Source organism: Streptomyces chartreusis (assembly GCF_008704715.1).
GTDB lineage: Bacteria > Actinomycetota > Actinomycetes > Streptomycetales > Streptomycetaceae > Streptomyces > Streptomyces chartreusis.
This window is the reverse complement of the sequence record NZ_CP023689.1, coordinates 6,200,396-6,215,742: the sequence shown is the minus strand read 5'-3', so window position 1 is coordinate 6,215,742 and position 15,347 is coordinate 6,200,396. Positions and strand designations below refer to the sequence as shown.

Below are 15,347 nucleotides of genomic sequence, written 5' to 3'. Positions count from 1 at the left end.
TTCCGACGGTGTCCGAGCCCCGTGTGTCCGCCGAGCCCCTGCGCACCGGCCGTCTCGATCTGCTGCCGCTGCGCGTCGAGCACGCCGAGGAGATGGCCGCCGTCCTCGCGGACCCGGCGCTGCACCGCTTCATCGGCGGCGAACCACTCTCCCCCGACGCCCTGCGCGCCCGTTACGAACGTCTCGTCGCCGGCTCCGGCGACCCGGCCGTGTCCTGGTGCAACTGGGTGCTGCGGCTGCGTGCCGGGTCGTGCCTCGTGGGCACGGTCCAGGCGACGATCACCGCGGGCGGCGTCGCCGAGATCGCCTGGGTGATCGGCACGCCGTGGCAGCGGCGCGGCCTCGCCTCCGAAGCGGCGCGCGGCCTCGTCGGGTGGCTGGAGCAGGGCCCGGTCCACACGGTCGTCGCCCATGTCCACCCCGCCCACCAGGCCTCGGCGACGGTCGCCGCGGCGGCGGGCCTCGCCCCGACCGAGGAGCGGCAGGACGGGGAGGTCCGGTGGCGCCGACAGCGGTCGCCCGGGTGACGTCACGTCGGGTGTGACGCCGGGCCCCGGACGCCCGACGCCCGGCGGGGGTTGGCGGTCGGAGCCCCGCCGATCAGGACGAGGCCCGCGTCACCAACTCCGTGGCCAGGACCGCCTGGGTCCGCTCCAGGTCCCTCGACGCCGTCGGGCGGCGGTCCGCGATCTCGGTGAGGAGGAGGTCGATCATGCGGCGGCCCATCTCCTCGATGGGCTGGCGGACGCTGGTGAGGGGCGGGTCCATGTGGCGGGCGATGGCGGAGTCGTCGTAGCCGACGAGGGCGACGTCCTCGGGGATGCGGCGGCCCGCCTCGCGCAGCGCGTGGCGGGCGCCGGCCGCGGTGACGTCCGATCCCGCGAAGACCGCGTCCAGGTCGGGGTGGCGCTCCAGCAGGGCCCGCATCGCGCCGGCGCCGCCCTCCTCCGTGAAGTCACCGGGCTCGATCAGCCCGTCGTCCACCGGGCGGCCCGCGTCACGCAGGGCGTCGCGGTAGCCGTCGACGCGGCGCTGGGCGCCGTAGACGTCGAGGCGGCCGGTGATGTGCGCGATGCGGGTGCGGCCGCGGTCCATCAGGTGCTCGACGGCCGAGCGGGCACCGCCGTAGTTGTCCGAGTCGACCGAGGTCAGCGTCTCCGCGGCCGATCTCGGACCGCTGATCACCGCCGGGATCTCCAGCTGGGCCAGCAGGTCGGGCAGCGGGTCGTCCGCGTGGACCGAGACCAGCAGGACGCCGTCCACGCGGTGGGCGGCCAGGTACTGGGCCAGGCGGCGCCGTTCCTTGTCGCTGCCCGCGAAGATCAGCAGCAACTGCATCTCGGTGTCGGTGAGCTCCGCTCCGACTCCCTTGAGCATGTCCGAGAAGTACGGTTCCGCGAAGAACCGGGTCTCCGGCTCGGGCACGACCAGTGCGATGGCGTCCGTGCGGTTCGCCGCGAGGGCGCGGGCGGCGGTGTTGGGGACGTAGCCGAGTTCGGCGACCGCCGCCTCGACCGCCGCGCGGGTCGCGTCACTGACCCGGGGCGAGCCGTTGATCACCCGGGATACGGTGCCGCGCCCGACGCCCGCGCGGGCCGCCACCTCTTCGAGGGTCGGCCGACCGCCGCTCCGGCCCCGCGCTCCGTGGGTTGCCATGGGCTCCGCCTCCCGTTGACCATTCCGTTGGCCTGGAATTTAACAGTCCCGCCGGTGCCGTGACCGTCCGCGGGGATCGTTGATCAAGACCCTGCTTCGGCCAAATACAGGCGATCTTGGCCGAGTTCGCACCCGCACCGCCGGCCCTGCCGAGTTAGCTAACGGGCCGATAACTGAACACATAACTCCGCGTCCGCTCCCTTGACACCCCCGCTCGGACCGACGAACCTTCAACACATCACCTGTGGGAGCGCTCCCACAGTACCTGACACATACACATCCCGCACGTTCCCCGCCCGAGCCGCAGCGAGTACAAACGAACGGGCCCAACAATGCAGTTGGCCGGGGGGTCGGCACGTCAGGCAACAGGAGGACGCAATGCGCACGAGTACCCGCAGGTCCCGCCGGCTGATGGCCCTCGCGGCCGCAGCCGCGCTGACGACAGGGCTGCTCGCCGGCTGCGCCGAGGACTCGGACGACGGCTCTTCGAACGAGGGCGGTGGCAACGGAGGCGGCGGCAAGACCACGCTCACCATCGGCACCTTCGGTGTCTTCGGCTACAAGCAGGCCGGCCTCTACGACGAGTACATGAAGCTCCACCCCGACATCAACATCAAGGAGAACGTCACCACCCGGACCGACGTCTACTGGCCCAAGACCCTCACCCGCCTCCAGGCCGGCGCCGGCACCGACGACATCCAGGCGATCGAGGTCGGCAACGTCACCGAGGCCGTGCAGACGCAGGCCGACAAGTTCGTCGACCTCGGCAAGGAGGTCGACAAGTCCCAGTGGCTGGACTGGAAGAACGCCCAGGCCACCACGAAGGACGGCAAGCTGATCGGGCTCGGCACCGACATCGGCCCGATGGCGATCTGCTACCGCAAGGACCTGTTCGAGAAGGCCGGTCTGGAGACCGACCGCACCAAGCTCGCCGAGCAGTGGAAGGGCGACTGGGGCAAGTACGTCGACCTCGGCAAGGACTACATGAAGAAGGCGCCGAGCGGCACCAAGTTCGTGGACTCCGCCTCCTCCGTCTACAACGCGGCCCTCGGCGGTGAGGTCGAGCGGTACTACGACAAGGACGGCAACGTCGTCTGGGACAAGTCCGCCGGTGTGAAGAAGGCCTGGGACGTCGCCATGGACGTGGCGACCAGCAACATGTCCGCGAAGCTGAAGCAGTTCGACAAGCCGTGGGACCAGGGCTACGCGAACGGCACCTTCGCCACCGTCGCCTGCCCGGCCTGGATGATCGGTTACATCCAGGAGAAGTCCGGTGAGGCCGGCAAGGGCAAGTGGGACGTGGCGGCGGCGCCGACCGCGGCCAACTGGGGCGGTTCGTTCATCGGCGTGCCGACGGCGAGCAAGCACCAGAAGGAGGCCGTCGAGCTGGCGAAGTGGCTGACCGCGCCCGAGCAGCAGGCGAAGGTCTTCGCCAAGCAGGCCAGCTTCCCGTCGGCCCCGTCGTCGTACTCGAGCCTGAAGCCGGCGGCCGCCACCCAGGCGTACTTCTCCGACGCGCCGATCACCGAGATCTTCTCGGCCTCCGCCAACACCATCCCGACGCAGTACCTGGGCACCAAGGACCAGCCGATCGGCACCGCGATCACCGACATCGGCATCCTCCAGGTCGAGCAGAAGGGCAAGAGCCCTGAGCAGGGCTGGGACGCCGCGACCAACGAGATCAAGGACGTGCTCGGCCAGTGAGCAGTTCCAAGCAGGCCCTCGCGCATCCCGCGTCGAGTGCCGACGCCGCGCCCGGTGACAAGCCGGGCGCGGCCGGCCGCGCGAACGGTCGCGGTACCCCGCCGCCGGGGAGCAGTTCCTGGCGGAGCCGGCTGTACCGCTGGGACATGAAGGCGTCGCCGTACGCGTTCATCTCCCCCTTCTTCATCGTCTTCGGGGCGTTCTCGCTCATCCCGCTGCTGTACACGGCGTGGTACTCGCTGCACAACGTGCAGCTGGCCAATCTCGACGGCCAGACCTGGGCAGGCCTGGACAACTACGAGAACCTGCTGTCCTCGGACTTCTTCTGGAACGCGCTGTGGAACACCTTCACCATCGGTGTGATCTCCACGGTGCCGCAGCTGCTGATGGCGATCGGCCTGGCGCATCTGCTCAACTACAAGCTGCGCGGCTCGACCGTGTGGCGGGTCGTGATGCTCACCCCGTACGCCACCTCGGTGGCGGCGGCGACGCTGGTGTTCGTGCTGCTGTACTCCTGGGACGGCGGCATGATCAACTGGCTGCTGGACTTCGTCGGCATCGACCCCGTCAACTGGCGTGAGTCCGACTGGGGTTCGCAGTTCGCGGTCTCCTCGATCGTGATCTGGCGCTGGACCGGCTACAACGCGCTGATCTATCTGGCGGCGATGCAGGCGATCCCGGTCGACCTCTACGAGTCCGCGGCGATCGACGGCGCCAACCGCTGGCAGCAGTTCATCCATGTGACGATCCCGCAGCTGCGGCCGACGATCCTGTTCACGGTCGTCGTCTCCACGATCGGCGCGACCCAGCTCTTCGGTGAGCCCCTGCTGTTCGGCGGGGTCTCCGGTTCCAAGGGCGGCTCCGAGCACCAGTACCAGACGCTCGGTCTGTACATGTACGACCAGGGCTGGATCATCGGCAACCTCGGCAAGGCGTCCGCGATCGCCTGGTCGATGTTCCTGATCCTGCTGATCGTCGCCGTGATCCAGCTGCTGATCTCCCGACGGCTGAGGAAGTCCCAATGACCGCGACCGAACTGACGACACCTCAGTCCACGGAGCCCGTGAAGACCCGGCGCGAGCGGCCCCGGGTGATGGGCGCCGGCAAGCAGCTGCACGCCGGCCCGCTCACCTATGTCGTCCTGTCCTTGTTCGCGCTGCTCTCGCTGGCCCCGCTGGTGTGGACGGCGATCGCGGCCTCGCGCAGCAACCAGCGCCTCGCGGAGACCCCGCCGCCGCTGTGGTTCGGCGGGAACCTGTTCAAGAACATGGAACGGGCGTGGGAGGAGGGCGGCCTCGGCACGGCGATGTTCAACACCATCTTCGTGGCGGGCATGATCACCATCAGCACGGTGCTGTTCTCCACGCTCGCCGGCTTCGCCTTCGCCAAGCTCCGCTTCAAGTTCTCCGGCGTCCTGCTGCTGCTGACGATCGGCACGATGATGATCCCGCCGCAGCTGGCGGTCGTACCGCTGTATCTGTGGATGGCGGACCTCGGCTGGTCGAACCAGCTCCAGACGGTGATCCTGCCGACGCTGTGCACGGCCTTCGGTACGTTCTTCATGCGGCAGTACCTGGTGCAGGCGCTGCCGACCGAGCTGATCGAGGCGGCCCGGGTGGACGGCGCGAGCAGTCTGCGGGTCGTCTGGCACGTGGTGTTCCCGGCGGCCCGGCCGGCGATGGCCGTACTCGGCCTGCTGACCTTCGTGTTCGCCTGGAACGACTTCCTGTGGCCGATCATCGCCCTGAACCAGGAGAACCCGACCGTGCAGGTCGCGCTGAACTCCCTGGGCACCGGGTACGTTCCCGACCAGGCGGTGATCATGGCGGGCGCCCTGCTCGGCACACTGCCGCTGCTGATCGCCTTCCTGCTGTTCGGCAAGCAGATCGTCGGCGGCATCATGCAGGGCGCCGTCAAGGGCTGACGCCCGGCCCGCCGCCCGTACGTCCCACGGCCCCGGGGGTCGCGTCACCGCCGCCCCGGCCCCCGGCCCCGTCCCCCTCTCTCCCCCTCCTCCCCCCTCTCCCCTCCTACTCGTACTCGTCGGTCTCCACGACCTCCAATGGGAGCGCTTCCATGCCTGAGCCCATGACACCCGTGTCCTTTCCGCCCGCCTTCCTCTGGGGTGCCGCGACCTCCGCGTACCAGATCGAGGGGGCGGTCCGGGAGGACGGCCGCACGCCGTCGATCTGGGACACCTTCAGCCACACCCCGGGCAAGACGGCCGGCGGCGAGCACGGTGACATCGCTGTCGACCACTACCACCGCTACCGCGACGACGTGGCGCTGATGGCCGACCTCGGCCTGGGCGCGTACCGCTTCTCGATCTCCTGGTCACGGGTGCAGCCCACGGGACGCGGGCCCGCGGTCCAGCGGGGCCTGGACTTCTACCGCCGTCTGGTGGACGAGCTGCTGGCGAAGGGCATCAAGCCCGCCGTCACCCTCTACCACTGGGACCTGCCGCAGGAGCTGGAGGACGCGGGCGGCTGGCCGGAGCGCGACACGGCCTACCGCTTCGCCGAGTACGCCCAGATCGTCGGCGAGGCCCTCGGCGACCGCGTGGAGCAGTGGATCACGCTCAACGAGCCGTGGTGCAGCGCCTTCCTGGGCTACGGCTCCGGCGTCCACGCGCCGGGCCGCACCGAGCCGGTCGCCACGCTGCGCGCGTCCCACCACCTCAACCTCGCGCACGGCCTCGGCGCCACGGCCCTGCGCTCGGTGATGCCCGCCCGCAACACGGTGGCCCTGAGCCTCAACTCCTCCACCGTGCGGCCGGTTTCGCAGGACCCCGCGGACCTGGCGGCGGCCCGGAAGATCGACGACCTGGCCAACGGGATCTACCACGGCCCGATCCTGCACGGCGCCTATCCGGCCAGCCTGTTCACGGCCACGGAGCAGCTGACGGACTGGTCGTACGTCCTGGACGGCGACCTGGCGGCGATCAACCAGCCGCTCGACGCGCTGGGCCTGAACTACTACACGCCCGCGCTGGTCTCCGCGAGCGACGCCGAGCAGGCCGGCCCGCGTGCCGACGGCCACGGGGCGAGCGAGCACTCGCCGTGGCCCGGCGCGGACGACGTGCTGTTCCACCAGACTCCGGGTGACCGCACGGCCATGGGCTGGTCCATCGACCCGACCGGCCTGCACGAGCTGATCATGCGGTACACGCGGGAGGCGCCGGGCCTGCCGCTGTACATCACCGAGAACGGCGCGGCCTACGACGACAAGCCCGACTCCGAGGGCCGGGTCCACGACCCGGAGCGCATCGCCTATCTGCACGGCCACCTCGCGGCGGTCCGCCGCGCGATCACCGACGGCGCGGACGTCCGCGGCTACTACCTGTGGTCCCTGCTGGACAACTTCGAGTGGGCTTACGGCTACGAGAAGCGGTTCGGCGCGGTGTACGTCGACTACGCCACCCTCACGAGGACGCCGAAGTCGAGCGCCCACTGGTACGCGAAGGCGGCCCGCACGGGCACGCTGCCCGAGGTGGACGAGGTGTTCTAGCCGGCGGGGGTCCGGGGGACGGGGCGCGGCACGGCGAGGGAGCGTGCCGCGCCCCGCGGTCGTTCCCGGACACCACCGTCGTTCCGGGCAGCCGGCACAGCAATGCGCGCCCCGGCCGGATGGGGGGAAGGCCGGCCGGGGCGCGCCCCCCGTGGTCCAGGAGGCCTGTCGGGTCAGTTGAAGGCCGCGAACGCCTTGGAGAAGGCGAACTTGTCCTGGAGGATCGAGCTGCATGTCGCGTCGGCCGCCGGCTTCTCGCCGCCCGCGCACTGCTTGTCACGGGTCGCGGACCACATCGAGAGCCAGCCGAGGCCCTTGGACTTGGCGAAGTTCACCAGCTGGGTGGCGTCGTCGACCTTGAAGATCTCCGTGGTGACGTCGTTGACGCCGATCATCGGGGTGACCGCGACCGTCTTCCAGGCGTCGCTGTCGGAGCGGCCGAGGACGCTCTTGACCTGGGCCTGGGTGGCGGTGGCTGCCTGCTCGGCGTAGGTGCCCATGTCGCCGCTGTAGGCGGGGCCGTAGTCCATCGCCATGATGTTGACGGTGTCGATCCGCACGCCGTTCCGCTTGGCGTCGGCGAGCAGGTCCACGCCCGGCTGGGTCAGGCCCTCCGGCATGACGGGCAGGGTGTAGGAGACGTCCAGGTCCGCGTGCTGCTGCTGGAGCTTGGCTATCGCCTGGGCCCGGCGGGTGTTGGCCGCCGTGTCCGGCAGGGCGCCGCCCTCGACGTCGAAGTCGACCTTGGTCAGCTTGTAGGCGTCCACGACCTTGCCGTAGGCCGCCGCCAGCGCCTCCGCCGAGGAGCAGGTCGTCGCCAGCTCGCTGCCGGCCGCGCCGCCGAACGAGACGCGGACGTCGCCGCCCTTGGCCCGCAGGTCACCGATCTGTGCGGCCACCGCGTCGGTGCCGAGGTCCGTGACGCCGCCCCACTTGGGGGTGCAGCCGCCGCCGTCGGTGATGAAGGCGAGGTTGTAGTTCTTCACGCCGGTCGCCTCGGCGCCGGCCGCCATGTCGAAGGCCGGGTAGAGCGAGGTGTCGATGTACGGGGCGAAGCCGGCGGATGCCTTCGTGCCGGTGCCGGTGCTCTGTGTGGGCTTGGCGGTGGGGGTCGCCGTCGAGGTCGGCGTCCTGGTGGGCTCGGCCGACGCGGTCGGCGTCGGGGAGGGCGACTGCGGCTGCGTCGGGCGGCCGCTCGGCTCCGGGGTCGCGGTGTCGTCCGTGGAGCACTTGGCGTCGTCGATGAGACAACCCGTGGGCGCCGCCGTGCCGTTGACCACGAAGCCGACGGTCACCGACTCGCCGACGGCCAGACCGTCCGTGTCCCACTTGGGCGGTGTCACGGTGACGTGCCGGCCGCTCACGCTCGACTCGGCGTTCCACAGGGAGCTCAGCTTCGCGCCCGACGGCAGGTCGAACTCCAGCGTCCAGTCCTTCTTCGTCTGCGCGCTGTTGTTCGTGACGACGTACTGGGCGGTGTAACCCGTCGACCAGTCACTGGTCCTGGTGTACGCCGCTCCGACGCCGGCCGCCTGGGCGGTGCCGGTGAACACGATCGCGCCCCCGCCGACCGCGGCCGCGGCGACCAGTCCGCCGATCGCCTTGCTCCTGCCGCTGACCCTGCGCCGGTGCGTCCTCATCGCGTGTCTGCCTTTGCTGTTCGGGGGTGGGGTGCGGCAGCACGCTAGCGACCCCGAATCGGGCAAAGTGCCTGATCCGGACGGGGGTTGAGGAGCTTATGACGCCCTTAAGGAAGAGATCGGGGACGGTTAAAGGTAGAGACCAATCTGCCGGGCCGGCGGCGGCGAACGGCCCCGCGATGCCCTCGTCGAACCGGCTCCCTGCCGTCCAGCTGGATCCAGATCCGCACCTCGGTCCCGCCGAGCACCGACGACCCGATCCGTACGTCCCCGCCCGTCGACTCCGCGAGCCGGCGCACGATGTCAAGGCCGAGCCCGGTCGACCCGGCGCTGCCGGAGCCCCGCCCGCGCGCCATCGCCGCCTCGGGGTCGGATATGCCGGGCCCCGCGTCCGAGACGAGCACGATCACCGCGTCCTCGCCGTTGTGCACGTCGACCGCGAACGCGGTGCCCTCGGTGGTGTGCCGGAAGACATTGCCGAGCAGGGCGTCCAGCGCGGCCGCCAGATCCGCCCGGGCCACGGGTATCCGCACCGGCCGCTCCACGCCGGCCACCCGGACCTTGCGGCCCTCGTCCTCCGCCAGCGCCGACCAGAACGCCATGCGCTCGCGCACCACTTCGGCCGCGTCGCACCCGGCGCCGGGACCGGCGGCCACCGTCTGCGGCTTGGCCTCCCGGGCGGTACGGATGATGGTGTCGACCTCGCGCTCCAGCTGGGCGACGGCCGTGCGGGTCTGCTCGGCGGCCGGACCGTCCCCGAGCGAGGCCGCGTTCAGCCGCAGCACCGTCAGCGGGGTCCGCAGCCGGTGGGACAGGTCGGCCGCCAGCTCCCGCTCGTTGGCGAGGAGTTGTACGACCTGGTCGGCCATGGAGTTGAACGCCACGGCCGCCAGCCGCAGTTCGGTCGGCCCTTCCTCGGGCACCCGGGAGCCCAGCTTGCCCTCCCCCAGTTCGTGCGCGCCCTCGACCAGGCGCTGGGCCGGCCGCACCATCCGCACGCCCAGCCGGTCGGCGACGGCGACCGAGCCGACGATCAGCGCGAGGCCGACCCCGGCGAGCACCGTCCAGGCCGTGGTGAGCCCGTTGGTGACCTCCGCGTCGGGGACGAACACCTCGACGACGGCTATCTCCCCGGAGCTGAGCGCGACCGGCTGGAGGAGCGTGGACCCGCCGGGGACGTCGCTGGTCGAGGCGCGGCCCAGTCGTCGTACGGTCGCGATGTCGGCGGCGGCGGCGCGCTGCCGGCCGAGGTCGACGGCGCTCGTGCCGCCGGACGTCTTGTCGGAGGAGGCCGGGATGTGCACGGCCATGCCCGAGTCGGAGCCGGCCGAGGCGACGACCCGCTCCAGCTGGTCGCGGTCGGTGGTGATGGACAGCGCGGGGGCGACGGCGGCGGCCTCCCGCTCGGCGTTGGAGAAGGCGCGGTCGCGGGCCATCTCCCGGATGACGAGTCCGAGCGGCACGGCGAAGGCGACCACGACCATGGTGGTGACCGCCAGGCAGACCTTGACCAGGGCCCATCTCATCGCGGCAGCTCCCCACCCGGTGGTTCCAGCTTCACGCCCACGCCGCGCAGGGTGTGCAGATAACGCGGTCGCGCCGCGGTCTCCCCGAGCTTGCGCCTGAGCCAGGACAGATGGACGTCGATCGTCTGGTCGTCGCCGTAGGACTGTTGCCACACCTCGGCGAGCAGCTCCTTGCGGGGCACGACCACTCCGGGCCGGGTGGCCAGGAAGGTGAGCAGGTCGAACTCGCGGCGGGTGAGGTCGAGTCGGACGCCGTCCAGCTCGGCCTGGCGGCGCAGCGGGTCGACGGTGAGGCCGCCGACGCGCAGCACGGCCTCCGGCGGCAGGTCGCCGGCGCCGGCCCGGGAGCGGCGCAGGACGGCCGCCATGCGGGCCGAGAGGTGCTCGACCGAGAAGGGCTTGGTGAGGTAGTCGTCCGCCCCCGCGTTCAGCAGCCGGACGATCTCCGTCTCGTCGTCCCGCGCGGTGGCGATGATCACAGGGACGTCGGTGATCCCGCGCAGCATCTTCAGGGCCTCGGAGCCGTCCAGATCAGGCAGTCCGAGGTCCAGGATGACCACGTCGAAACGGAGATGGGCGACCTCGCGCAGCGCCTCCAGCGCCGTCCCGACGCTGCGGACGGTGTGGGCCGCGTCGGTCAGGTGCCGGATGAGCGCCGAGCGAACGAACGGGTCGTCCTCGACCACGAGCACACTTGCCATGCGCCGCACCGTACGCCATGCCGTCGAGCCGGGTCCGGGCCTGTGGACAACTCACTCCCTGTGGACAACCGGGCGACACTCCTGGGACGCGTGAGGCAGTATGGCCCGCGATGCGCAGAGGACTCGTACACGTACTTGCTTGGTCGCTCGCCACCGGCGCGGCGGTCACGCTGTCGTGGTGGGGTGTCCACACGGTGATGGCGGGCACGGTCTACGACCGCCCGCGCGCCCTGCCCATCACGGCGGCCGACGCGACGACGCAGGGCTCCAAGCCGCTGGCGTCCTCGACGCAGTCCCCCAAGGCGCCGCCGCCGTCGAAGAGCCCTTCGACGAAGCCGACCGGGAAGCCCCGCACCCCGACCCCGTCGGCGAAGCCGACGACCAGCGCCCCGGACCCCTCCCCCATCTCGTCCGGCCAGGTCAAGAGCTACGACACCGACGGCGGCCGGGTGGTCTTCGACATCGGCGACGCCTCCGCGACCCTCGTCTCCGCCACCCCGGGCTCGGGCTGGTCGATGCAGGTGTGGAAGACGGAGACGTGGATCCGGGTGGAGTTCGCCGCGGGCGCGGACCGGGTGTCGGTGTTCTGCACGTGGCACGACGGGCCGCCGCGGGTGGAGATCGGGAACTACTGACTCACGGCGGGGACCGGCGCATGTGAAGCGCGTGCCCGTCCGAAGCACGTGCCCGTTCGAAGCGCGTGCTCAGGTGAAGACGGATGCCGGTGGTGCCGGCGACGCCACCGCCGCCGCGTCCGTGACCGGTACGGCGCCCCCGGTGAAGTCCCTGAGGGAGCGGCCGTGTTCGACCCGCGCGGGATGCGGGTCGGAGGCGGCGCGACGGGTCAGCTCGGCGACCGGCAGCGGGAGGTCGGCGGCGACCAGGACCGCGTTGCCGAACCGCTTGCCGCGCAGCACCGTCGGGTCGGCCACCAGCGCCAGCTCGGCGAACCGGGCGGCGGCGGTGGCGATCTGGCCCCGCAGATGCGCGAGCGGCGGTCCGTCGGCGAGGTTGGCGGCGTACCAGCCGCCGGGCCGCAGCGCGCGGCGGACCTCGTCGAGGAACTCCGTGGAGGTGAGGTGGGCCGGGGTGCGGGCTCCGCTGAAGACGTCGGCGATGACTAGGTCGGCCCAGCCGTCGGGCACCTTGGCGAGCCCTTCGCGGGCGTCGGCCGAGCGCACCCGGACGCGGGCGGCGCGGTCCAGGGGGAGTTCGCGGCGGACCAGCTGGACGAGGGCGGCGTCGCGCTCGACGACCTGCTGGGTGGAGCGGGGCCGGGTGGCGGCGGTGTAGCGGGCGAGGGTGAGGGCCCCGCCGCCGAGGTGCACGGCCTGTACCGGCCTGCCGGGCGCGGCGACGAGGTCGATGACGTGCCCGAGGCGGCGCTGGTACTCGAAGGAGAGGTGGGCGGGGTCGTCCAGGTCGACGTGCGACTGCGGCGCCCCGTCGATCAGGAGCGTCCAGGCCCGCGCACGGTCCCGGTCGGGTATGAGCTCGGCGAGTCCGCCGTCGACGCTCTCGACGACGGAGGCGAGGTCCGCGGCTGACCGCCGGGGCTTTCTGGACTTTCCCACTCCGCCATTATCAGGGGGGCGGCGCCACTGCGCCTGCGCCGGTCACCGACAGTTGTCGGCCGCCTCGATCAGCCGCGCCGCCTCGCCCAGCGCCGCCCGCAGCACCGCGGGATCGGTCGCCAGGTCCGCCTCCCCGGGCGGCAGGAGCCAGTCCGAGCCCTCGACCGGCGGCTCGGGGTTCAGGTCGAGGCTCAGGCCCCGCCCGTCGGTCTCCGTGCAGGTGCTGCCCGGCACGTCCCAGGCGGCGGCCGTGCCCGGCGGGACCACGAAGCCGAGGGTGTCGCCGCCGTCGTCGTGCAGGACGGGACCCACCGCCTCGCAGGCCCCGCGCCGCAGGATGTCGACGGCCTCCAGACCCTGGCGCGCAGGGACGGTGACCACGTCGCACCCCGACTCCGGGTCGCAGCCCTCGCCCGGCGGCGCGCTGCACTCTGCGGTCGGCGCGTGCCTCGCCGTTGTCGACGGCGTTCGAGGAACGACGCTCTGGCTGGTCTCCATCCCGACCTCCACCACGGAACCCCTTTTGCAGTCCGAAGAGTTCAACGCGTCTCGGTGTCAACGGCTACGGCGGAAGTCCGCCGCAAAGGATGGCAGTTCATGGCAGATCACGTATGAGATATCCGGTTTGTAGCCAAACCCTGCGTGGTGGCTCCGCTACAGCAGGTACGTTCTTGCCCGCCGGACGCAAGGGCACCACACGGATTTTCGGTTCAACTCGTCCGCGTCCCGGCATGGTTCGACGGTTCGCACGAGAGGACCCGGCCATGGCGTCGTCAGAGCTGACCTCGTCCCAGCCTTCCAGGCCACCGCGGCCGAACCTCGCGTTCCGGCAGTTGCGCGGACAGCGCTCGCCGGCCGAGTTCGCCGCGGTGGTCCGACGGGCCGCTCGCGAGATCGATGAGCGGGTCAGCTGTGACGCGCGCTACATCGGCAGAGTCGAGGCCGGCGAGATCCGCTGCCCCAACTACGCGTACGAACGGGTGTTCCTGCACATGTTCCCCGGCCGCACCCTCACCGACCTGGGCTTCGCGCCCCGCTCGTCCGTACGCGGACGCCGGGCGCACGCCGAGGACGACGCGCCCCTGGCACGCACCACGAGCCCGGCGCTCGCCACGAGTGAGACGCGAGGGGCCCACGAGCCGTATGACCCACTGAACCCGCAGGACCCGTACGACCCGTGTGACGCGTACGGCACAGCGCAGAACGACGAGAACCACGAGGAGAGCGACGTGCTACGTCGCGCATTCATGACCGGCGGAGGCGCCACGGTGGCCGCCGCCTCACTGAGCCCCCTGGGGCTCGCCCACGACGCCGCGGCCGCGGAACGTCCCCACAGACGTGTCGGGGGGCGGGAGGCGGACGCGCTCGAGCAAGCCGTGCGCCGCATCCGGCTGCTCGACGACCGGCACGGCGCCGACGGCCTCTACCGGCGCGCCGCCGCCCCGCTGCGGGCCGCCTACGCGCTGCTCGACGCCGGTACGACCCGGCAGGCGACCAGCGACCGGCTCCACGCGGGCGCGGGTGAACTGGCCATCTCGGTGGGATGGCTGGCGCACGACTCGGGGCGGTTCGACGACGCCCGCTCGCACTACGCGGAGGCGCTCGCGACGGCCCGGATGGCGGGCGACCCTGGTCTGGAGGCGCACGCCTTCTGCAATACGTCCTTCCTCGCGCGGGACGCGGGCCGGCCCCGGGAGGCGGTGCGGGCGGCGCAGGCCGCGCAACGCGTCGCGCGGCCTCTGGGCTCGTCCCGGCTGATGTCGCTGCTCGCGCTGCGCGAGGCGGGCGGCTGGGCGGGGCTCGCCGACCGCACCGGCTGCGAGCAGGCCCTCGCCCGTGCGCAGGCCCTCTTCCAGCGGGGCCACTCGGAGGCCGACCCGGAGTGGATGAGCTTCTACGGGGAGGCCGAGCTGGAGGTCCTGGAGGCGCAGTGCTGGTCGACGCTGGGGAACTGGCAGCGGGCCGCGCGGCACGCGGGGCGGGCGGCGCAGCTCCAGGATCCGCACTTCACCCGCAACATCGCCCTGTACACCGCGCAGCTGGCGGACGACCTGGCGCGGGGCGGACGCCCCGACGAGGCGGCCGCCGCCGGGATGCGGGTGCTGGACCTCCTGGACCTGGTGCAGTCGTCGCGGGTCCAGACGATGCTCGCGGGCACGGCCCGGGTGCTGCTGCCGCACCGGCGGGCGAGCGGTGTGTCGGCGTTCCTGGAGCGGCACGCTTCGGCGCCCCGCAAGCCGTGACCGGCGGGGCGGGCTCGCGGGTGGGCGAGCGGTCCTGGTGAATCCCGGTGCGGGTCGCGCTCAAGGGGCGCGGGGAACTGCGCGACCCGCCCCCACCCGCCCGCAGGTTCATCACGGTCCTTCCGGCGGAGCGTTCAGCCGGCCAGGTGCCCCGAGTCGTTCCAGCTCTCGATCGCGGGCTCGTCGTAGGCCCAGCCCAGTACCGACAGCGAGGTCGGGTTCAGCCGGATCCGGGCCGCGAAGTCGAGCGGCAGCCCGAGCCAGCGCGCGCCGATGGACCGCAGGATGTGCCCGTGCGCGAACACCAGCACATCCCGGTCCGCCGCGCGGGCCCACGTCACCACCTCGTCGGCGCGGGCCGTCACCTCGGACAGGGTCTCCCCCTCGGGCACGCCGTCGCGCCAGATGAGCCAGCCCGGGCGTATCGCCTGGATCTCCGCCGGTGTCATGCCCTCGTAGGCGCCGTAGTCCCACTCCATGAGCGTGTCCCAGGTGCGGGCGCGGTCGCCGAAGCCGGCGAGTTCGCACGTCTCACGCGCGCGTGACAGGGGGCTGGTGCGGACCTCCACGCCGTCCAGCCGGTCGTACGGCGGCCGGTGCAGGCGCTCACCCAGCAGCTTCGCGCCCCGGCGGCCCTCCTCCAGGAGGGGTACGTCGGTCCTGCCGGTGTGCTTGCCGGACAGCGACCACGCCGTCTGTCCGTGCCGGGCCAGCAGGATGCGCGGTGCCATTGCGGGGCCTTCCGGGAGAAATGAGAGGCGGAACCCTTACATCATCGCGCACGCTTGGCGCGGGC

General features: G+C 71.9%; 14 protein-coding genes. 7 read left to right on the top strand and 7 right to left on the bottom strand.

Translation table 11 applies throughout. The features are described 5' to 3' along the window. Positions 1-8: 8 nt before the first annotated feature. On the top strand, positions 9-527 hold the full coding sequence (locus CP983_RS27345; protein ID WP_229915021.1) for a GNAT family N-acetyltransferase: 519 nt from the start codon (positions 9-11) through the stop codon (positions 525-527). A gap of 73 nt (positions 528-600) precedes the next feature. Here the strand turns inward: CP983_RS27345 and CP983_RS27340 are convergent, their stop codons facing one another. After that, on the bottom strand, positions 601-1,656 hold the full coding sequence (locus CP983_RS27340; protein ID WP_107905571.1) for a LacI family DNA-binding transcriptional regulator: 1,056 nt from the start codon (positions 1,654-1,656) through the stop codon (positions 601-603). 378 nt (positions 1,657-2,034) lie between these two features. On the opposite strand from CP983_RS27340, the gene CP983_RS27335 reads away from it, so the two are divergent. The 4 genes from CP983_RS27335 to CP983_RS27320 all read left to right on the top strand — a co-directional run bounded on the left by CP983_RS27335 (position 2,035) and on the right by CP983_RS27320 (position 6,867). Next, a complete protein-coding gene (locus tag CP983_RS27335) occupies positions 2,035-3,360 on the top strand; it encodes an ABC transporter substrate-binding protein (RefSeq protein WP_107905572.1) in 1,326 nt (441 codons plus the stop codon). Beyond that, a complete protein-coding gene (locus CP983_RS27330) occupies positions 3,357-4,385 on the top strand; it encodes a carbohydrate ABC transporter permease (protein ID WP_107905573.1) in 1,029 nt (342 codons plus the stop codon). The genes CP983_RS27335 and CP983_RS27330 overlap by 4 nt, the downstream gene beginning before the upstream one ends. Then, positions 4,382-5,284: a carbohydrate ABC transporter permease gene (locus tag CP983_RS27325; RefSeq protein WP_189749052.1), complete on the top strand. Its 903-nt coding sequence runs from the start codon at positions 4,382-4,384 to the stop codon at positions 5,282-5,284. Before CP983_RS27330 ends, CP983_RS27325 begins: the two co-directional genes overlap by 4 nt. A gap of 164 nt (positions 5,285-5,448) precedes the next feature. Next, on the top strand, positions 5,449-6,867 hold the full coding sequence (locus CP983_RS27320; RefSeq protein WP_107905574.1) for a GH1 family beta-glucosidase: 1,419 nt from the start codon (positions 5,449-5,451) through the stop codon (positions 6,865-6,867). A 173-nt stretch (positions 6,868-7,040) separates the two neighbouring features. Here CP983_RS27320 and CP983_RS27315 read toward each other — a convergent pair whose 3' ends face one another. From CP983_RS27315 to CP983_RS27305, 3 genes are all read right to left on the bottom strand, one after another. After that, positions 7,041-8,507: a glycoside hydrolase family 18 protein gene (locus tag CP983_RS27315; RefSeq protein ID WP_150502408.1), complete on the bottom strand. Its 1,467-nt coding sequence runs from the start codon at positions 8,505-8,507 to the stop codon at positions 7,041-7,043. A gap of 107 nt (positions 8,508-8,614) precedes the next feature. Further along, entirely contained in the window at positions 8,615-10,033 is a 1,419-nt protein-coding gene (locus CP983_RS27310) for a HAMP domain-containing sensor histidine kinase (protein WP_150502406.1), read from the bottom strand. Next, positions 10,030-10,734: a response regulator transcription factor gene (locus tag CP983_RS27305; RefSeq protein WP_030967866.1), complete on the bottom strand. Its 705-nt coding sequence runs from the start codon at positions 10,732-10,734 to the stop codon at positions 10,030-10,032. The genes CP983_RS27310 and CP983_RS27305 overlap by 4 nt, the downstream gene beginning before the upstream one ends. Positions 10,735-10,844: 110 nt before the next feature. Between CP983_RS27305 and CP983_RS27300 the strand changes: the two genes are divergently transcribed. Next, entirely contained in the window at positions 10,845-11,369 is a 525-nt protein-coding gene (locus CP983_RS27300; RefSeq protein ID WP_150502404.1) for a hypothetical protein, read from the top strand. Positions 11,370-11,438: 69 nt separating this feature from the next. Here the strand turns inward: CP983_RS27300 and CP983_RS27295 are convergent, their stop codons facing one another. Together CP983_RS27295 and CP983_RS27290 are read right to left on the bottom strand one after the other, a co-directional pair. Beyond that, the gene (locus tag CP983_RS27295; RefSeq protein ID WP_150502403.1) at positions 11,439-12,308 is read right to left on the bottom strand and encodes a spermidine synthase; all 870 of its coding nucleotides are present in this window, start codon (positions 12,306-12,308) and stop codon (positions 11,439-11,441) included. Positions 12,309-12,350: 42 nt separating this feature from the next. Next, positions 12,351-12,806 (bottom strand): hypothetical protein, encoded by a 456-nt coding sequence (locus tag CP983_RS27290; RefSeq protein WP_185844160.1) that lies wholly within the window; start codon positions 12,804-12,806, stop codon positions 12,351-12,353. A 266-nt stretch (positions 12,807-13,072) separates the two neighbouring features. On the opposite strand from CP983_RS27290, the gene CP983_RS27285 reads away from it, so the two are divergent. Beyond that, positions 13,073-14,551, top strand: coding sequence for an NsdA family TPR-like regulatory protein (locus tag CP983_RS27285; protein WP_150502401.1), 1,479 nt, complete (start codon positions 13,073-13,075; stop codon positions 14,549-14,551). 134 nt (positions 14,552-14,685) lie between these two features. Here CP983_RS27285 and CP983_RS27280 read toward each other — a convergent pair whose 3' ends face one another. Next, positions 14,686-15,282 (bottom strand): histidine phosphatase family protein, encoded by a 597-nt coding sequence (locus tag CP983_RS27280; RefSeq protein WP_150502399.1) that lies wholly within the window; start codon positions 15,280-15,282, stop codon positions 14,686-14,688. Positions 15,283-15,347 lie beyond the last annotated feature (65 nt).